This window comes from Streptococcus mitis, assembly GCF_965111725.1.
Lineage (GTDB): Bacteria > Bacillota > Bacilli > Lactobacillales > Streptococcaceae > Streptococcus > Streptococcus mitis_DV.
Genome location: NZ_OZ217341.1, coordinates 91,122 through 109,277, shown reverse-complemented (window position 1 = coordinate 109,277; position 18,156 = coordinate 91,122). Strand labels below are relative to the sequence as shown.

Sequence of the window (18,156 nt, the reverse complement as noted above, 5' to 3'; positions counted from 1 at the left end):
CCACAAAAGGACAATCAATCGTGCTTTTTTTATTACCTAATAATACTATCATAGTACATCTGGAATACACACTCAATTATTAGCAATCCTTCTCGGTTTGCAGTATAATGATGGAAAGGTGGGTTGATACCCACGGTTCACCAAAAAGACTGGTTTGGCGAGTTTATGGAGGAGGGATTTATATGGATAGATCAAAATCGACATGGGAAATTGATGGATATTTATGGTTACATTGCCCTGTTTGCGGAACTGAAGTTATGGACTATGATATCTGTGACGTCTGTCGTTGGCAAAATACGGGTATTATAAATATTGACGGTGGTCCTAATAAGATGACTCTAGCCGAAGCGAAAGAAGCTTACGCAAGGAGAAAAATCGTAAAAATTCTAGAATTTGATACAGTGTTGTTAAAAAACGGTCAAACGGCGACAATTGTCGAAAAATTAAGTGAAGATACTTTTATTGCTGACATAGGAGATTCCTCGAAAGACTGGGATACCATAACAATTACAATCAATGATATTGAAAAAGTAGTGTATAGAAATAGCTAATATATTTGTATAGTGTTGGGAGTAACCTTAAATGAATAAGACTGGAAAAGAGAATTTAATCATTATTAACGGTAGCGAATATGTCCATTGTCCAGTATGTGGTACTGTTACCGCAGTGTATGATATCTGTGACGTTTGTCAGTGGCAAAATACAGGAGAAACTAATATAGATGGTGGTCCTAATAAAATGACACTTGCGGAGGCTAAAGAAGCGTATGTTAAGGGAATTCCAATAATATAACAGACTATAGTACCACGAAAGGAGAGACTGATGGAACTTAAAGAATTTAATAATAAGGTTGTCAGAATCACCGATATTGATGGCCAAGTATTTAAAGGTGTAGCTCTTTACGAAGACAAAGATGTCCATGATGAAGAACTTGATGGGTTATCCGTTAATTTTGGAACCAGATGGATTAAACTCTTTGAAAATGAAATCAAGGAAATTGAAATTACTGATAAAATCAACCAGTCAAAAAACCCTTAGATTCGTTTCTAAGGGCTTTTAATTAGGCCTAAGATATTGTTTTGCTTATACACCACTAAAACACCACCACGATAGCTTTTAGCAAAGTCTAGCAGTATCTCCGCTTACTTATACACTTCTAACTCTCCGTTCTGGTGGATTCTCGCAAAGTTTAAGACGGATATCTGTTTGTATCGGTGGTAGCTAGTGGATTTTGCCCCAGCAATTTCTAAACATTCACTTACTGTTTTCTTTCTCATGTAGCAATAATGGATAATAAAATATTGTCTGGCTCGTTTGTTCTCTATACTGTTGATGTCTTGGACGAATATTTCCAGCCCCTCACGGATTGCCTTTTCATGCTTGCTAGTCAAATTCCATTGATCAGGTAAGACAAGCTTCCAAGCCTCTTCGTCTATTGTAACTTGGTTTTCACTCCCTGCCATCCTCTGGAAACGTAGAAAGTAAGTCATCCGCTCTCTGACGTTCATCATCGTTTTAAACTTATCCAGCTCCATTAGTTCGCTCCTTTATGATATAATTAGTTTAAAGAGAAGTGAGGTAGAAATGATAGTGTCGCTACGCAACTTCATAGTATGAGATGACGGGACAGGCACACCGTCCACTACTCTTGAGCGCTTAGATTTTTCTAAGTGCTTTTTTTTGCATTTTCTCGGCGTTCACTCTTGGTTCAAGTCCATTCTCCATACTATTTGATAAGGAATTAAGAGACATTTTTATCTCTCCTATCTCCTTGTCATTCTGCGAACAACTAAGGCAAGTTATTACTTTGCTTATCTGCTTATCATTTTGTAAACATCAAATTTAAAATAACAGACTTAAACTTTTCTTATTTCCTCAATACCCAAACAATAAAACACTATCAACTCGTTTAAACACACGTTTCAAACATGCTGGTGTTCCCGATATTAGTTTCCACGGTTTCCGACACACTCACGCCACAATCATGCTATATGCTGGCATAGAAGCCAAAGACTCACAATACAGATTAGGTCACTCTAATATCTCTATGACTTTAAACACTTATGTCCATGCTACCAAAGAAGGAGCAAAAACAGCCGTCTCATTTTATGAGAAAGCTGTTAGTTCGTTATAAGTGATGACAAAAATGATGACAAACCCAGAAATCAACATTTTAAGACAAAGCAAAAAGCCCACTGTTGTAGGCTTCTTACAATATAAAGTCTTATCTTAAAGCATTTTGTTGTAGAATTCAACGACAAGTGCTTCGTTAATTTCTGGGTTGATTTCGTCGCGTTCTGGCAAGCGAGTCAATGAACCTTCCAATTTTTCAGCGTCGAATGATACGAATGCTGGACGTCCAAGAGTAGCTTCTACTGCTTCAAGGATTGCTGGAACTTTCAATGATTTTTCACGAACTGAGATCACTTGACCTGGAGTTACGCGGTATGATGGGATATCAACGCGTTTTCCGTCAACAAGGATGTGACCGTGGTTTACGAATTGACGAGCTTGACGACGAGTAGTCGCAAGACCAAGACGGTAAACAACGTTATCCAAACGACGTTCCAAAAGAAGCATGAAGTTGAAACCTAGGATTCCGCCTTTGATTTTTGTAGCTTGTACGAACAAGTTACGGAATTGTTTTTCACCTACACCGTAAGTGAAACGAAGTTTTTGTTTTTCAGCCAATTGCAAACCGTATTCTGACAATTTAGAACGGTTGTTTGGTCCGTGTTGTCCTGGTACGTAGTTACGACGTGCCAATTCTTTACCTGTACCTGTAAGTGAAAGGCCAAGGCGACGAGCTTGTTTCCAAGATGGTCCTGTATAACGTGACATGTGAATGTCCTCCTGATATAAATAATATTTCGGTGGAAATAGTCACTTAGAAAGCCCTGATTCGTGCAGATGCCCTTCGCCTAAACAGCCAAGGTTACTTATCATAAGACACCTGTTGACGAGCTTCATGCTTTCCTGCTGATATTTCGCACAAAATCCATTCTACCATGAATAGCTGGATTTGTAAAGGGTTTTTAAGCTTTATTTTCATTGCCAGAGATGTTGAGAACAAGGGTAAAGGTACTTCCTAGGCCGTACTGGCTGGCAACTGTGATTTCTCCACCCAATTGATGGGCCAATTCACGCGCAATCGCAAGCCCTAAGCCATGACCACCTGTTTTCATATTACGCGAAGTTTCTACACGATAAAGGCGTTTGAAAATATTCTCCAAATCCTCTGGGGCAATCCCCTGTCCCTCATCGGTCACACTGATTGAAAGCTGGTTCTTCTCCAGCTTAGCCACCACTTCCAGCTTGGTTCCTGGAGCAGAGTATTTAAAAGCGTTATTGAGCAGATTCACCAAGATACGAGAAAGCTTAGCATAATCTCCCTCAATCCGGGCAGACTCTGGGATTACCTGCAAGTGGACATCTCTTCTCTCCTGCTCAATCAAGAACTGAAATTCACTCATGCACTCAATTAAGAGCTGGTCCAGAAAGATGCTGTCTTTACTAGTCATATCCGCCTGATTTCTAGCTGTGTTTAGGGTCAAAAAATTCAACTCCTCAACCAGTTTATTGAGCCTTTCCGTCTGGCGCCCAATGGTTGCTAGATAATGGTCCTGTTCTCCTTCCTTGATAACCCCATCCAAAATCCCTTCTACCGTCGCTTGGATTGAAGTGATAGGAGTCTTAATATCATGCGAAAGTTGAGCAATCATCAAGCCCTTTTCTCGTTCGCTTTCTTCCAAGGAATCAAAGCTAGCCTGCAAATCATGGGACATTTCATTAAAAGCTTGGCCTAATTGTTGAAATTCTAAAGGGCCTTGAACCTCCAAATTTGAAGGAAAATCCTTGTCCGCTACCCTCTTGGCATGTTCCTTGAGTTTGCCCAACGACGTAAAGACCGGTGATAGGAGAAAGAGACTAATCCCAGCACCGACAAGGCTGGCAACGATGGTCATCCCAAGCAAAAAGTAAATCTCGCTTTTCTCAATCAGCATTTTTTGAACAGCCCAAAAAACAACCAAAATGGTTAAGAGGGTTGAAATAATATATCCAACCAAAATATAACTTTTTAGTTTCATGTTTGTCCTCTCGGTTTCTCTATCTTATATCCCAACCCCCAAACTGTCTTAATAGTGGGCGTTTGGTCACTACTATATTTTGCCAACTCCTGTCGAAGAGCATGGATATGCACATTCAAGGTATTGGTATCATCCACATAGTCTTCTTGCCAAACCTTTTCATAGAGGTCTGTCTTGGAGAAAACTCTCTCTGGATTGCTAGCTAAAATCCACAGCAATTCAAATGATTTAACAGTTAAATCCAGCATTTCTTCTCCTATTTGAACTTCATGACTACTATGATTCATTTTCAGATTGCCAAGGGAAATCAGCTCTGTTTCGCCCCCACGATGAAGGCGGCGCAAAATATTGTGGACACGCAAAACCAGCTCACGAGGGCTAAAGGGCTTAGCAATAAAATCATCTGCTCCCAAGCTCAGGCCGTAAATCTTGTCCTGTTCACTGGTCTTAGCAGTAATAAATAGGAAAGGCTGCTCTGGTGATAAGTATTGAACCTCACTGATTAAATCATAACCATCCATCCGAGGCATCATGACGTCTGTGATAATCAAATCAATCGGTTTTTTCTTGAACAGCTCTAGCGCTTCCAGTCCATCATGGGCTACCAAGACCTGATAACCTGCCTGAATTAAGTATCTCTGATGAATATCTGTGATTTCTACCTCGTCGTCAACGAGTAAAATTGTCTTTCCCATCTGTCTCTCCTTTGATAAAAACAGTGCTATACTGCTTTAAGTATAACACTATTTTTATTGTTTTACGATGATTTTAATCTGCTATTGAAAGAAAGTCCTGATAGCTGATTGAGTTGGTAAACTAGCCTTAGTCAGCCCACTATCCATCATTTATTTCCTTAGCTGATTAGTTTTCTTCTTTTTTGTTTTTCAAACCTAGACCACCGAGTAAACCTGCAAGCGCAAGCCCAAGGAAACCAATACTTGCCATTGATGTTTGAGCTTCACCAGTATTTGGTAGCATAGCTTTATCATCTGACATCATCTTGTCTGACATCATCGTATCAGCCATCTTGTTAGCAGAAGCAGCCATGTTTTCACCTGCCATCGTATTGGTAGAGCTTGTCATGGTGTCAGCAGGCATGCTATCTGTAGCACTTGGAGCTGGAGTCTCAGTCTTCATACCTGATTTTTCCATTTGATCATTTGCTGGCATTGCTTTATCAGTCTCTTTGGCTGGTGCCATCATGTCCTTATGGTCAGCAGCTGTTTGATGAGTCGCACCTGTAGCATGATTGTGATTCATCGGAGTCACGCCAGAACCAGAGTTAGAAGGTGAGAATGAACCATTTGCTGTGCCTGATGTTTCTTTAACATTTATCTTAATAGTAACTTGTTTAGTTGCTACGATGTTTGTCAAATCTGCTTTACCGTCTTTGTTGCCATAGACTTTGACTGTAGCGCTGTAAGTTTTAGTGCCGTTTGCTCGGAACTGGTCAATGAGTTCTTGTTTTTCTTTGCCAGCTACGTTTCCGTCCAAGGCTACTTGATAGAAGTATTGACCTTTGGTCTTCACGTTTTCACCTAGTGGAGATAGGGCTGGGTTTTTAGCGTCGCCATTATCTGACCATGGAGCCTTGTCAGATGCCTTAAGCAAGAGACGAGTCAACATGCCATCACCTGCGAAGAGTTCGTATGGAATCACATGGTTGACACCGGCTGTGAATGGACCTTCGCCCTTGGCTTTTTCTAGGTAGGCTGCTGGAACATCGATACTGTCTTTAACGTTGTCTGCAACGGCTTTTTCGACAGTTTCTTTAGAAATTAAACCGTTTATGTTAATAGTAACTTTTTTAGTTGCTACGATGTTTGTCAAATCTGCTTTACCATCTTTGTTGCCATAGACATTGACTGTAGCGCTGTAAGTGTGAGTACCGTTTGCTCGGAACTGGTCAATGAGTTCTTGTTTTTCTTTACCAGCTACGTTTCCGTCTAAGGCTACTTGATAGAAGTATTGACCTTTGGTCTTCACGTTTTCACCTAGTGGAGATAGGGCTGGGTTTTTAGCGTCGCCATTATCTGACCATGGAGCCTTGTCAGATGCTTTGAGCAAGAGACGAGTCAACATGCCATCGCCTGCGAAGAGTTCGTATGGAATCACATGGTTGACACCGGCTGTGAATGGACCTTCGCCCTTAGCTTTTTCTAGGTAGGCTGCTGGAACATCGATACTGTCTTTAACGTTATCTTTAACAGCTTTTTCGACAGTTTCTTTAGCAACTAATCCATTGATGTTGATGTCTACATTTTTAGTAGCAACTAGATTAGTCAAATCTGCTTTACCGTCTTTATTTCCGTAAACTTTAACAGTAGCTTTATAAGTTTGAGTACCATTAGCACGAAGCTGATCAATTAAATCTTGACCTTGTTTACCAACAGTATTGCCATTTAAGTCTACTTCATAGAAATATTGACCTTTTGTTTTCACATTTTCTCCTAATGGAGATAAAGCAGGATTTTTAGCTACACCATTATCAGACCATGGAGCCTTATCAGAAGCTTTGAGCAAGAGACGAGTCAACATACCATCACCTGCGAAGAGTTCATAAGGAATTACTTGGTTTACACCGGCAGTGAAAGGACCTTTTCCTTCAGCTTTTTCAAGATAAGCAGCAGGAACATCAATACTGTCTTTAACGTTATCTTTAACAGCTTTTTCGACAGTTTCTTTAGCAACTAATCCATTGATGTTGATGTCTACATTTTTAGTAGCAACTAGATTAGTCAAGTCAGCTTTACCGTCTTTATTTCCGTAAACTTTAACAGTAGCTTTATAAGTTTGAGTACCATTAGCACGAAGCTGATCAATTAAATCTTGACCTTGTTTACCAACAGTATTGCCATTTAAGTCTACTTCATAGAAATATTGACCTTTTGTTTTCACATTTTCTCCTAATGGAGATAAAGCAGGATTTTTAGCTGTACCATTATCAGACCAAGGAGCCTTATCAGAAGCTTTTAGTAATAGACGAGTCAACATACCATCACCAGCGAAGAGTTCATAAGGAATTACTTGGTTTACACCGGCAGTGAAAGGACCTTTTCCTTCAGCTTTTTCAAGATAAGCTGCTGGAACATCGATACTGTCTTTAACGTTGTTCTCAACTGCAGATTTGACATCGCTTTTTGTTACAAGACCGTTCAAAGTAATATTGACATTACGTGTCTTGACAACCTTAGTCAAATCAGGTTTATCTCCGTCTGCTTCATAGACAGTCAGGGTAGCTTCATAGGTATTTGTACCATTCGTACGAAGTGTATCTAATAGATCTTGATCCTTCTTACCTTCAGTGTTACCATTCAAAGATACTTGATAGTAATACTTACCATCAGGTAAATTTTTCACTGGTGGAATTTTTTCATTTTTATCCTTACCATTATCTGACCATGGAGCCTTGTCGGATGCCTTGAGCAAGAGACGAGTCAACATACCATCGCCTGCGAAAAGTTCATATTTAAGCGGTTTGTTTACACCAGCCAAGAAAGGACCGGGAACTTTGGCTTGTTCTAGGTAGCCCGCTGGGACATCAATACTGTCTTTAACATCCTCATCGACAGCTTTTTCAATATCTGCTGGAGTTGCTTGTGTCCCATCCACATCAGCTGTATCTACAGCTGCTTTTAAGACATCTGTTAGCTCTGGATTTTCTTGAGGTTCTTCACCTTTTTCAAAAAGTGTATCCAGACGAGAAGGGCTTGTTTCCTCGCTCACTTCAGTTCCTTCTGTAGGTGTCGGAAGTGAATTCGTATTTCCAGCAACGGCCTCAGGTTTCGCTTGAGCAAGAACGGTGTCTCCCTGAGTTTCTGCTAAGTCACCCTCTTTCGTTACCGATTCCCCTTCAGGTAAGACTTGAGCAGGGGTTGGATTGAGCCCATCGGCACGTACAGAACTTGGTTGACCAACTAGGACAAAAAAGCCACTGGCCACAACAACTGAGGCAACACCGACACTAAGACGGCGAATAGACCAACGAGTATATCTTTGATTTGGATTGAATTTCATAGGATTCTCCTTAGAGTTTTTCTTTATTTGATGACTCTAGTATAATCTCCTAAAATTAAAAAGGACTAAGAAAAAGTTAAAATTTTTCTTAAATCCCTCTTATAAAATACTTATATCAATTAAATCCATAAACAGATTTGGTGATTTGATAGACGACATTGGAAAGTTTGCGGGCTGGCAAGACCGAATGTTTGGTCAAACGGCTGAGCATGGTTTTGCGAATAGCATGAAAGACCTCTGGATTTTCCTGCTGAATATAGGTCCACAGCTCCCGTTTTTTGGCCAGATGCTCCGCTGTTCCAGCTCGGTTGAGTAGGGCACTGGAAATCACCGTCGTAATCTCAATATGATTCAGCAAGTATTCTTTCATTTTGGGATGACTCACTTGGGACAAGTCAAGCTGGTCTACCAAGAGTCGATTGACCTTGAGTTGCTGGTCAATGCGCTTAATCATCACTTGCTCATTGACAGACTGGTCCTCACGCCCAATCAAATAACGATAGAAATCGACAGGCAAATAGTACATGGTCTTAACCTGCTGAAGGGGGGTAAAAACAAAGAGATTATCGACATAAAAAGTATGCTCAGGCAATTGGAACTGGCTCGCTCGCAACAAATCTGTCCGGTAAATCAGCGAGTGCATCATGATATACTGGCCTTTGGAGAAATTTCCGACCTGGTCCCAGCCAAAAATCTGCTGAACAGGCAAGACTGACTCATAACTCATACTCTTCTTACGAGACTGACCTTCCTTTTCATAGACAAAATTGGTCACAAAGGCATCAACCTCTTGACCCTTGCTCTCAAGTTCCTGCAAGGTTTCAAGAATTTTTAGGTAGGCACGAGGATCCACCCAGTCATCACTGTCAACTACTTTAAAATAGCGCCCAGAAGCCTCTGCCAAGCCACGATTGACCGCACCGCCATGGCCTTTATTTTCCTGATAGATGGCTCTAACGATGTTAGGATACTTGCTAGCTAAACGCTCAGCGATTTCCTGAGTCTGGTCCTGAGACCCGTCATTGATAATCAAAATCTCAACTTGCTCACCACCAATCACTAGCGACTCCACACAGTAATGAAGATAGGCTGCAGCATTATAGCTAGGAATGGCGATAGACAATAACTTCATAATCTGCTCCTTTAGGGGACTGATTTTTTCTTATACTCTTCGAAAATCTCTTCAAACCGCGTCAACGTCGCCTTGCCGTATATATGTTACTGACTTCGTCAGTTCTATCTGCAACCTCAAAACGGTGTTTTGAGCTGACTGCGTCAGTTCTATCCACAACCTCAAAACGGTGTTTTGAGCTGACTGCGTCAGTCTTATCTACAACCTCAAAACAGTGTTTTGAGCTGACTGCGGCTAGTTTCCTAGTTTGATCTTTGATTTTCATTGAGTATTACTCTCTCTTGTCACTTCTTTCTATTTTACCATAAAGTCCAGCCTTTGAAGAATTTTTACTAGAATACAAGGGGTGCTATCTCTATTTGCTATCTTGGGAATCAAAAAAGAGGGAAGCTCCCTCTTTTACGAATTCAATGCTGCTAGGGTATCCAAATACTGGTTGTTGATGACTGCCAAAATATAGGTGTCTGCCTTCAAGAGGTCATCTGGTCCAAATTCAACATCCAATGGGGAATTTTCCTGCTCTCGGAAACCCAAAATATTCAGATTGTATTTGCCACGGAGGTCTAATTCACTCAAACTTTGACCTGCCCAAGACTGAGGAATTTTCATCTCCACAATAGAGACATTTTTATCCAACTGAAAGACATCAACACTATTATGGAAAAGAATGGTCTGTGCTAGGGACTGCCCCATTTCATACTCTGGCGAGATAACCGAATCAGCTCCAATCTTTTCTAGCACTTTCTTAGCTGTATGGCTTTTGACCTTGGCAATAACAGTCGGTACCCCCAAACTCTTACAGTGCATAACTGCAAGCACACTCGACTCCAGATTTTCACCTGTTGCGACTACAACGGTATCGCAGGTATCAATCCCTGCTGATCTCAATAATTCTTCATCTGTGATGTCACCAATCACTCCACGCGCCAAAACTGGCTCAAACTGATTGATGCGCTCTGCGTGGTCATCAATAGCGATAATATTCATATTCTGCTTGGCTAGGGCAGCTAGGACACTGCTCCCAAAAATTCCCAAGCCTAAAATTCCAATCGTACGATCTGACATGCTCTTTCCTTTCTTAACCAATACTAATATCTGCTTTCATATAGTGAATCATATCTTTCTTTTCTGGATGGTAATCTGCTAGACTGACCAGCAGGGTCAAGGGACCAATTCGTCCGATAAACATGAGAACCATAATCACACTTAGAGCTAATTTCCCTAAATCTGGAGTTAAATTTGCCGTCACTCCGACTGTCCCAAGAGCAGAAATGGTTTCAAATATGAGGTGGATAAAGGGAGGATTGCCCTTGGCTGTGATCCCTAGTAAAATCAAGCCCAGCAAGAAGGTCATCAAAAAGATAATAAAGACACTAAAGGATTTTTGAACGGTTCGTGGCGCAATCGTCCGTCGAGCGACATTGGCATGAGGTAAGCCTAGAAGCTCACTTCGTGCAAAGACCAAGAGGACAAAAAATGTGGTAATCTTGAGCCCCCCAGCTGTTCCTCCTGGAGCCCCACCTAAAAACATCTGCAAGATATAAATCAATAAGGTAACAGGACGAGCCATGCTGTAATCAATTGTCCCAAAACCAGCCGTTCTCATGCTGACAGTTTGGAAAAAGCTGACCAAGACCTTATCTGCAACAGGGAGATTGCCAATCGTCCCTGCATTGTTCCATTCAAGAGCGAGACTGCTCACCGTCCCAAAAGCTAGTAGCCCCACCGTCAGTAATAAAACCAGTTTGGTGTGAAAATGCAGGCGCCCTTTTTTCTTTTTCCCTATATGCGTAGCAAGGTCAAACCAGACCATAAATCCAAGACCACCTGTGATAATCAAGCCTGCGATGACCAGATTGACCAAGGGATCAGTCTGAAAAGCAATCAAGCTCGTACTTCCAAAATTATCAAAACCTGCATTACAGAAGGCGGATATAGCTAGAAAAATAGCACTAAAGAGACCGCGCCCCCAGCCAAGTTGAGGAACAAAACGAAAACTGAGGAATAAAGCTCCTAAACCCTCAACCAAAAAAGTCGTGAGAAAAATAGAATAGACAAACTTTCTCAAAGATCGAGTCTCTCCATAACTAAAACTATCCTGAATAGTTGCACGGCTACGAAGACTAAGCTTTTGCTTGCTCTGGATATAGAAAACCCCAATAAAGGTCATGAGCCCCAGACCACCAATCTGAATCAAGAACATACAAATGAGCTGACCCCAAATATTGTAGGTGTCAGCGACAGGCTGGGTAAAAAGACCTGTCACACAGACCATGGATACAGTTGTAAAGAGATGATCAAAATAAGTCGCTCGTGAGCTTTCAACTTGGACAAAAGGCAAACTCAAAAGGAGAGAACCTAGTAAAATGACCAAGGCAAAACTCAAAAAAATACGACGGGCTGGCGATAAACGAGATAAGCCTAGCTCTATTTTTTCCTTAGATAATTTGAATAACATACATCCATTGTACCATAAAAAGAAGGAGAGGAGTTAGATCTGAAAGGATATTTCAAGGCAGAGTTCCAAGGCATTTTCGAAAGCTTCCGAGCCCCAGTCACGACTATCGTACTGGTTCAAGTCTGCTAAGGAATCAGCTGTAAACAACAACTCTCCCCAAAGAACTCCTCGTAATTGAGCTACTGCCGCAAGCGCAGCACACTCCATCTCCACAACAGCACAGCCTTCTTCCTTACGATAAGCCACCTTTTCAGTCGTTTCTCGGTAAAAACCATCTGTCGTCCAGGTCATGACTTCTTCATAGGGGATCCCTCTGACTTCCAAAACTCGCTCAATAGCAGCAATAGCCTCTGGCTGCATTTCCATATAACGAGAAGGTACCACATAGTGGTAACTGGCTCCTTCATCTCGCAGAGCGCGAACAGGGACTAGAAAGGCATTTTCCTCTATATCGGCTAGCACACCACAGGTACCTGTGGAAATAATCTGCTCCACACCATAGCCAATCAACCAATCCATAAACTGGGCTGCTGGAGCTGAACCAACAGGAGCCTGAGCCAGACAAATCTCCTCGCCTTTGTAGTTCACGACATAGACTGGATAGGTCTTGGTGGCAGAAATGAATTCGCCGACACAGTCCGCCCCTACTTCCCTCGCATAGCGGTCAATCTCTTCACCTAAAAATGCATAGACACATTTCTTGGGCAAGTGCAAGTCCAGCCCTTCGTGATCAGGCATGATGACTGCCTGAGGATTGTCATCAAACTCTAAAATAGGAATCGCATGTTTCTGAATCATAGCCTGCCTCCTCTAATTTTGTACTATTGTATCAAAAATCGACGGAGTGTCAAGGAGGGGCTGATAAACTGAGGAGAGAAACAATACAATAACAATATTTTTGACAGAGACTCTTTTTAATGGTACAATGGACTTGCTTAAAAGTTCGATGAAATAAGCACATAAGAAAACACCACCGGTTGCCGCCAGTGGTGTTTTTTTGCGCTTGCTCAAGGCGCTCAGGCTATTTCTTTTTCTTGTCGCATTTGCTTGCTACAAATCGGATAAGCCACTCCGATAAGACATTCGCTAGTGTACCAGCAAGAATAGGTAGCAAGACAAGTTCGATGAAAACGCACATAAGATCACCTCCTGCCTGCGCAGTCTAGTGTTTGCGACCTTACTATTGTATCATCTTTGACTGAAAATAAATAGAAAAAATCATTGACATCATCTAGTCATCCACAAAAACTCTCTCCTACACTAGTACTTCTTGCATCAAAAAGCATCCCAGTTACAAGATGATTTAAAATTGATCAATGAAGCAGACTTGCTAAGATATAGAGTAGGTAAATGTGGGTTGGGTAAAAAATATAGAAGAAGTTTTTATCTCCACTCCCTTTTTCTCCATTATAGAAGAACAAGGGAATGACAGAAAAGAAACAACACCCGCTGTTCCTTTTTTACTTCTATTCCACAGGTATTTCCTTAATCACGCGCGCAGGGTTGCCAGCTAATACAACATTGTCCCCAAAGGACTTGGTAATCACTGCCCCTGCTCCTGCGACGACATTATTTCCAAGTGTGACTCCAGGCAGGACAATGACGCCACCACCAGCCCAGAAATTGTCTCCGATTGTGATAGGCTTACCGTACTCAATACCTGAATTACGCTCATGTGGATCCAGCGGATGAAGTGGAGTCAAGAACTGACAGTTGGGACCAATCATGGCATTGTCTCCAATACGAATCGGACAAACATCCAGCATGGTCAAGTTCCAATTAGAATAAAAATTTTCCCCTAGATGAATATTGACCCCATAATCGACCACTAGGCGTGGATTGACATATAGATTTTGTCCAGTCGAACCAAACCAAGCCTTAATGATTTCAGCTCCCTTTAAGGGGTCTTCTTCCTTGTTAAAGGCAGCCTGTTTTTGGCGAGAAGCCTGAGCCAAGGCACGCAGTTCTGGATCCGATGGACGGTAAACCTCTCCTGCTATCATTTTCTGGTATTCACTAGTCATTGTATTCTTCTCCTTATTTCCTACCATTGTATCAAAATATTTACATATCTGACTAGGATAAGGAGCACTTTCTACAATTTGTACTCTTCGAAAATCTCTTCAAACCGCGTCAACGTCGCCTTGCCGTATATATGTTACTGACTTCGTCAGTTCTATCTGCAACCTCAAAACGGTGTTTTGAGCAGCCTGCGGCTAGTTTCCTAGTTTGCTCTTTAATTTTCATTGAGTATTAGATGCTGGTCTTTATCACATCCTATCTAACTAAGCGAATACGGGTCACAATTCCGTCTGGGTCTGTCACTTCCAACTGAGTTGATGTCAGCCACTTGATAGGCGCTTCAACTTCTTGTCCTCGGTGCGCAATTGCTAGAAGTTCTTCTTTGCTTGCGACTTCAATGACATAGTAGGCCAATCCGGGTAAACCTTGTTCACGTCTGGTTAGCCTTTTTCCTCCCCACTCGTTGACCGCTAAATGATGATGATAATCCCCAGACGCAATCCAACTAGCACTAAGTAGACTAAATTTATCCTCTAGTCCTAAAACCTTTTGATAAAACTGGCTGGATTTTCGACTATCCCTGACAGAAAGATGGATATGCCCCATGCGCGTAGCAGAGGCTATCTCAAAAGGTTCTACTTTACGTCCCATCTCATATATTTCTTGAGCAGATAAGGCTTCAGTCACTCCGACAATGCGCCCATCCTCACGAATATCCCAGTCCTCTACAGGCTTATCACGATAAATTTCAATCCCATTCCCTTCTAAATCTTCCAGGTAGATTGCTTCACTGTAGCCATGATCCGCCCCGCCGACTAGCTGAATTTGCAGCTCTGCTATATGCTTAAACAGATTTGCCAAATCCTCACGACTTGGTAAAAGGATAGCTATGTGATAGAGACCATAGTGATCTTGCACCCCCTCTAGCCTGTCTGTTTTCAGTAAATGAACCAAAGCCTTTCCACCAGCTCCTAAAATACTTTCAGATTCTGTCTGAGAAAGGATTTCCAAGCCTAGAATCTGATGATAGAAGGCAGTCTGACTTGCCAAATCCTTAACATTTAAAACTGCCTCTGCCAAATAAATCTTACTATTGTATGCGTAGGTCATCTATTTCTCCTTTGTTCTTTTTTATTGTAACATTATCCATTACAACATTATACTCCTTTTTTACTTGGAGTCAAGTAGAACAACTCAAATAGCAGGACAAAACGATGTTGGGCAAAAACTCAATTTCAGTAGAAAATGAAGTAAATCTCCCCACAATAAAACGCATAGTACCAAGGTTTCTCTGACCTGATACTATGCGTTTTTCTGATTTCAAAGACTTCTTGCCCAGTCTCGTTTTTGTTTATCCTCGTCCGCCAGGGGCTGGACCGCCGCCTCCAGGCATAGAATTGACAATATCAGTTTGTTTTTCGCCGTTGATGTAAATATCCCCACCTGTATAGGTTGCTGTTCCATCAAAGTCAAAGCCTGATTGTCCTATCAATTTAATGGTTCCGCCTGTGACCGTGATATTCCCGTTTGAGTCAATTGGATCTGTATCCCCTTGACCAACTTCTACAGTTAGATTTCCACCTGTCATGGTAAAGTAAATGTCACTTTGCTGGGCATTTTTATTAGCTGCATTGACTCCATCATCTGTCGAGTAGACATTGATATCGCCACCATTGATCGTAATGGATTTTCCTTCAATTCCTTCAGTCGCATTCTTGACTGTGTAAGTACCACTATCAATCACTAGATTGCCAGAAGCGTGAATGCCATCATCGCCTGCTGTAACTGTCATGGTATTGTTCGCCAAATACATATTTCCCACAGTCATATCGTCATCATTGTCAACTTTGACACCATCTTCCTTGGCATCGATCGTCATGGTCGTACCAGTGATGTTAAGTTCATCATTGACATTAAAGGCATCGCCTACTGATGTAACGTTAATGGTTCCACCCATGATGTGGAGGGTGTCGTTAGCCTTGATAGCATTGCTTTTCTTGCCATCTACATTGAGAGTTCCTGAACCATTGATGGTCAAATCAACCTTAGAAAAGAGAGCGGCATTTGCCTTTTCATCACTGTTAGAGCTTGAGTCAGAGAGACTGTTTGTCGTCCCTTCTGCTAAAGTGAGGTAGACATGACCGGCTGATGTCGCCGAAATAGCCGCATCTGTGTTGGTCATGGTCGCGCCTTTGAGAACAAGTTTCACATCATCAGACTTATCAGCTGCAATTTTAATTTGCACTCCGTCAGACTGACCAGAAATGACATAGGTACCTGCTTTTGAGATAGTCACTGTTGAGCCAGAAACTGTCACACCGTCTCCAGAGACACTTGCAGATGAGCCCGACAATTCAATCTTAGAGATTGTATTTTCATCATAAGAAGTGTCGTAGTCCTTTTCTGTAAAGTAAGAAGATTGACTGTTTTTAGCTGAAGTTGTGATGGCAGTGGTATCTGCCGCCGCAGTTGTACTTGACTTGGTCGTTGACTGCCCACAAGCTGTCATCAAGGTCAAAGCTGTTAAACTGGTTAAGATTAGAGTCCATTTTTTTGATTTCATACTTTTTCCTCGCCTTCATTTAGCTTGAGCTTAGTTTACAGGGGGAGTCTGAAAAAAATCTGAACTTTTTCTGAAAGTTTTCTTAAGTTCAGTTTCAGTTAAGTTATCTTTAACAAAAGTTTTAGGAAAGTTCCCTAGACTAGTCACAGGCAAGTTCAACTTGCCCAGACACATATATCTTCTAATAAGATAGAGTGCTGAAACAGTTTGATCAAGGAGACAGGATTTATGAAACCAATTGAAACAAGCTTTAAACGAATTGAAACCAAATATATCGTTGCCAAGACTGACTTGACTAATTTAATAGAAGACTTAAAAACATACCTCGTCGAGGATGATTATCCAACTTCGACCATTTCTAACATCTACTTTGATACAGAGCAATTTGATATGATTCAGGATGATAGCCAAGGTACTAAGCGTAAAGAAAAGATTCGGATGCGAACCTATCTCAGTCAAGTCCAGCCCGATAGTCAGGTATTTTTAGAAATCAAATCCAAGGACAGGACTGGTGTCGGGCGAAAATATCGTCTCTTGTCGACTCCCCAGTCTATCACCCAGTTTATGACTAAAGGACAGCTGGATAGCAGCATCAAGGACCAAATGATGATTGAAAAAATCCAGCAACTCCAAGAGGAATATCAGCAAGCCATCATCCCTCGTATGTATATCTACTACGACCGCTTTTCTCTCAAGGAAAAGAAAGAAATTAGCGGATTTCCCTACAATAAAATTCGTGTCACCATTGACCAAAATCTAACCTATCGCGATGAGAATGTCAGTTTATTCTCAGGAAAGGACGGTTTCCCTCTACTAAACGAGGACATTGTCATCATGGAAATTAAAGCTCCAGGTAGAAAACCCCAATGGCTACAAGATATTCTCGACCAATATGGACTGGTAGAGCAGAAGTTTTCAAAATACAGCTGCGCCTACCACAAGTCTCAGGGGCTGGACTATAGCCCACGACCAAGCACAGAAAGTGTAGGTACTACTTATGTCTAATCTTTTTAATTCTATTTTCAACGACACAACTGCTACTGCCAATCCTATCCAGCTCTTTCTGGCTCTCTTGGTCAGCCTGATTTTAGGTTTGGCTCTGACATGGGCCTACAAACACCGTACCCTCTATACACGGGAATTTGCTGTTAGTTTGACCCTACTCCCCTGCTTGATGACCTTGGTCATCTTTCTGGTAAATGGCAGCCTAGGAACCTCTATCGCCGTTGCAGGAACCTTTAGCCTTATTCGTTTCCGTTCAGCCACCAGTGGCTCACGGGAACTAATTGCTATCTTTCTTGCCATGATTATCGGGCTGGCGGCAGGGACAGGCTACCTAACCTTAGCTGTTCTCTTCACTGTCTTTATCTTAGCAGTATGGCTTCTTTTAGAGAAACAACAAAGCAAGAGCAACCACCAACGTCGCAGACTATTAACCATCACAATTGCGAACCAAGAAGAGAAACTTCAAACTATCCAATCTGGACTGGCACAATTCTGTACTGAGTTAGACCTCATCTCGATTGATACCAGCAATGATGGAGAACAAGTCACCACTGTCTACGAAGTGGATTTCAAGGCTCAAACCGATGATTTTCAAGTCATCAATTACCTCACTAAAGAACAAGATACTTACCAGGTTTCCCTGACCAAAAATGCCAAGAAGAGAAAGAATTTGTAATTTCCAAATCAAATAGCAAACTAAGAATCTCTTGAGTACCACCATTCTTTACCAATCAAAAAACTCCGTAGTCTCTAGCGCCATAAATCCGGCTAGAGATTACAGAGTTATTTTTTAATCTAAACTTCCTACAAGAGTATAGTATCTACTGAAAGGATATGGTATTTGTAGGGAATACTTTAAAGGATACTCATA

The 18,156-nt window shown here is 41.5% G+C and carries 17 protein-coding genes and 2 pseudogenes; 6 read left to right on the top strand and 13 right to left on the bottom strand.

Translation table 11 applies throughout. The features are described from left to right. Positions 1-182: 182 nt before the first annotated feature. The 3 genes and pseudogenes from ACLV7Q_RS00585 to ACLV7Q_RS00575 all read left to right on the top strand — a co-directional run. Positions 183-368, top strand: a pseudogene (locus tag ACLV7Q_RS00585) (CPCC family cysteine-rich protein); the annotation flags it as partial. A gap of 214 nt (positions 369-582) precedes the next feature. Further along, positions 583-792, top strand: a complete 210-nt coding sequence (locus ACLV7Q_RS00580; RefSeq protein WP_001044017.1) for a CPCC family cysteine-rich protein — start codon at positions 583-585, stop codon at positions 790-792. 30 nt (positions 793-822) lie between these two features. Continuing rightward, positions 823-1,038 (top strand): hypothetical protein, encoded by a 216-nt coding sequence (locus tag ACLV7Q_RS00575; protein ID WP_218757543.1) that lies wholly within the window; start codon positions 823-825, stop codon positions 1,036-1,038. A gap of 104 nt (positions 1,039-1,142) precedes the next feature. Here ACLV7Q_RS00575 and ACLV7Q_RS00570 read toward each other — a convergent pair whose 3' ends face one another. Continuing rightward, the gene (locus tag ACLV7Q_RS00570) at positions 1,143-1,535 is read right to left on the bottom strand and encodes a transcriptional regulator (protein ID WP_218757542.1); all 393 of its coding nucleotides are present in this window, start codon (positions 1,533-1,535) and stop codon (positions 1,143-1,145) included. A gap of 344 nt (positions 1,536-1,879) precedes the next feature. On the opposite strand from ACLV7Q_RS00570, the pseudogene ACLV7Q_RS00565 reads away from it, so the two are divergent. Beyond that, positions 1,880-2,134 (top strand): annotated as a pseudogene (locus ACLV7Q_RS00565) (tyrosine-type recombinase/integrase); the annotation flags it as partial. A gap of 95 nt (positions 2,135-2,229) precedes the next feature. Here ACLV7Q_RS00565 and rpsD read toward each other — a convergent pair. The 12 genes from rpsD to ACLV7Q_RS00505 all read right to left on the bottom strand — a co-directional run bounded on the left by rpsD (position 2,230) and on the right by ACLV7Q_RS00505 (position 16,280). Next, the gene (gene rpsD, locus ACLV7Q_RS00560) at positions 2,230-2,841 is read right to left on the bottom strand and encodes a 30S ribosomal protein S4 (protein WP_000092756.1); all 612 of its coding nucleotides are present in this window, start codon (positions 2,839-2,841) and stop codon (positions 2,230-2,232) included. Positions 2,842-3,035: 194 nt separating this feature from the next. Continuing rightward, positions 3,036-4,088, bottom strand: a complete 1,053-nt coding sequence (locus ACLV7Q_RS00555; protein ID WP_218757541.1) for a HAMP domain-containing sensor histidine kinase — start codon at positions 4,086-4,088, stop codon at positions 3,036-3,038. Further along, entirely contained in the window at positions 4,085-4,783 is a 699-nt protein-coding gene (locus tag ACLV7Q_RS00550; protein WP_000520643.1) for a response regulator transcription factor, read from the bottom strand. Before ACLV7Q_RS00550 ends, ACLV7Q_RS00555 begins: the two co-directional genes overlap by 4 nt. 166 nt (positions 4,784-4,949) lie before the next feature. Next, a complete protein-coding gene (locus ACLV7Q_RS00545; RefSeq protein ID WP_218757540.1) occupies positions 4,950-8,105 on the bottom strand; it encodes a PavB family fibronectin-binding SSURE repeat adhesin in 3,156 nt (1,051 codons plus the stop codon). Between the two features lie 115 nt (positions 8,106-8,220). Next, a complete protein-coding gene (locus ACLV7Q_RS00540; RefSeq protein ID WP_218757539.1) occupies positions 8,221-9,237 on the bottom strand; it encodes a glycosyltransferase family 2 protein in 1,017 nt (338 codons plus the stop codon). A 61-nt stretch (positions 9,238-9,298) separates the two neighbouring features. After that, positions 9,299-9,502: a hypothetical protein gene (locus ACLV7Q_RS00535; protein WP_225904722.1), complete on the bottom strand. Its 204-nt coding sequence runs from the start codon at positions 9,500-9,502 to the stop codon at positions 9,299-9,301. A 134-nt stretch (positions 9,503-9,636) separates the two neighbouring features. Continuing rightward, positions 9,637-10,302 carry a potassium channel family protein gene (locus ACLV7Q_RS00530; protein ID WP_218757538.1) on the bottom strand — a complete coding sequence of 222 codons (666 nt, stop codon included), beginning with the start codon at positions 10,300-10,302 and terminating at the stop codon, positions 9,637-9,639. A gap of 13 nt (positions 10,303-10,315) precedes the next feature. Continuing rightward, positions 10,316-11,695 carry a potassium transporter TrkG gene (locus tag ACLV7Q_RS00525; protein ID WP_050236539.1) on the bottom strand — a complete coding sequence of 460 codons (1,380 nt, stop codon included), beginning with the start codon at positions 11,693-11,695 and terminating at the stop codon, positions 10,316-10,318. Between the two features lie 33 nt (positions 11,696-11,728). Beyond that, a complete protein-coding gene (locus ACLV7Q_RS00520) occupies positions 11,729-12,493 on the bottom strand; it encodes a nucleoside phosphorylase (RefSeq protein ID WP_218757537.1) in 765 nt (254 codons plus the stop codon). A gap of 668 nt (positions 12,494-13,161) precedes the next feature. Further along, positions 13,162-13,719, bottom strand: coding sequence for a sugar O-acetyltransferase (locus tag ACLV7Q_RS00515; RefSeq protein ID WP_176139916.1), 558 nt, complete (start codon positions 13,717-13,719; stop codon positions 13,162-13,164). A gap of 253 nt (positions 13,720-13,972) precedes the next feature. Next, positions 13,973-14,827 (bottom strand): VOC family protein, encoded by an 855-nt coding sequence (locus ACLV7Q_RS00510; RefSeq protein WP_218757536.1) that lies wholly within the window; start codon positions 14,825-14,827, stop codon positions 13,973-13,975. A 241-nt stretch (positions 14,828-15,068) separates the two neighbouring features. After that, positions 15,069-16,280, bottom strand: a complete 1,212-nt coding sequence (locus tag ACLV7Q_RS00505; RefSeq protein ID WP_218757535.1) for a carbohydrate-binding domain-containing protein — start codon at positions 16,278-16,280, stop codon at positions 15,069-15,071. A gap of 228 nt (positions 16,281-16,508) precedes the next feature. Between ACLV7Q_RS00505 and ACLV7Q_RS00500 the strand changes: the two genes are divergently transcribed. Both ACLV7Q_RS00500 and ACLV7Q_RS00495 read left to right on the top strand, forming a co-directional pair. Next, the gene (locus ACLV7Q_RS00500) at positions 16,509-17,285 is read left to right on the top strand and encodes a polyphosphate polymerase domain-containing protein (RefSeq protein WP_218757534.1); all 777 of its coding nucleotides are present in this window, start codon (positions 16,509-16,511) and stop codon (positions 17,283-17,285) included. Next, entirely contained in the window at positions 17,278-17,961 is a 684-nt protein-coding gene (locus ACLV7Q_RS00495) for a DUF4956 domain-containing protein (protein WP_218757533.1), read from the top strand. The genes ACLV7Q_RS00500 and ACLV7Q_RS00495 overlap by 8 nt, the downstream gene beginning before the upstream one ends. Positions 17,962-18,156: the final 195 nt, after the last annotated feature.

Bases quoted from the DNA above. Each gene is read 5' to 3' on its own strand.
- ACLV7Q_RS00525 (WP_050236539.1), bottom strand. From the start codon at position 11,695: ATGTTATTCAAATTATCTAAGGAAAAAATAGAGCTAGGCTTATCTCGT.
- ACLV7Q_RS00555 (WP_218757541.1), bottom strand. From the start codon at position 4,088: ATGAAACTAAAAAGTTATATTTTGGTTGGATATATTATTTCAACCCTC.
- ACLV7Q_RS00500 (WP_218757534.1), top strand. From the start codon at position 16,509: ATGAAACCAATTGAAACAAGCTTTAAACGAATTGAAACCAAATATATC.
- ACLV7Q_RS00580 (WP_001044017.1), top strand. From the start codon at position 583: ATGAATAAGACTGGAAAAGAGAATTTAATCATTATTAACGGTAGCGAA.
- ACLV7Q_RS00530 (WP_218757538.1), bottom strand. From the start codon at position 10,302: ATGTCAGATCGTACGATTGGAATTTTAGGCTTGGGAATTTTTGGGAGC.
- ACLV7Q_RS00535 (WP_225904722.1), bottom strand. From the start codon at position 9,502: ATGAAAATCAAAGATCAAACTAGGAAACTAGCCGCAGTCAGCTCAAAA.
- ACLV7Q_RS00540 (WP_218757539.1), bottom strand. From the start codon at position 9,237: ATGAAGTTATTGTCTATCGCCATTCCTAGCTATAATGCTGCAGCCTAT.
- ACLV7Q_RS00570 (WP_218757542.1), bottom strand. From the start codon at position 1,535: ATGGAGCTGGATAAGTTTAAAACGATGATGAACGTCAGAGAGCGGATG.
- ACLV7Q_RS00550 (WP_000520643.1), bottom strand. From the start codon at position 4,783: ATGGGAAAGACAATTTTACTCGTTGACGACGAGGTAGAAATCACAGAT.
- ACLV7Q_RS00495 (WP_218757533.1), top strand. From the start codon at position 17,278: ATGTCTAATCTTTTTAATTCTATTTTCAACGACACAACTGCTACTGCC.
- ACLV7Q_RS00505 (WP_218757535.1), bottom strand. From the start codon at position 16,280: ATGAAATCAAAAAAATGGACTCTAATCTTAACCAGTTTAACAGCTTTG.
- ACLV7Q_RS00510 (WP_218757536.1), bottom strand. From the start codon at position 14,827: ATGACCTACGCATACAATAGTAAGATTTATTTGGCAGAGGCAGTTTTA.
- ACLV7Q_RS00520 (WP_218757537.1), bottom strand. From the start codon at position 12,493: ATGATTCAGAAACATGCGATTCCTATTTTAGAGTTTGATGACAATCCT.
- ACLV7Q_RS00575 (WP_218757543.1), top strand. From the start codon at position 823: ATGGAACTTAAAGAATTTAATAATAAGGTTGTCAGAATCACCGATATT.
- ACLV7Q_RS00545 (WP_218757540.1), bottom strand. From the start codon at position 8,105: ATGAAATTCAATCCAAATCAAAGATATACTCGTTGGTCTATTCGCCGT.
- ACLV7Q_RS00515 (WP_176139916.1), bottom strand. From the start codon at position 13,719: ATGACTAGTGAATACCAGAAAATGATAGCAGGAGAGGTTTACCGTCCA.
- rpsD (WP_000092756.1), bottom strand. From the start codon at position 2,841: ATGTCACGTTATACAGGACCATCTTGGAAACAAGCTCGTCGCCTTGGC.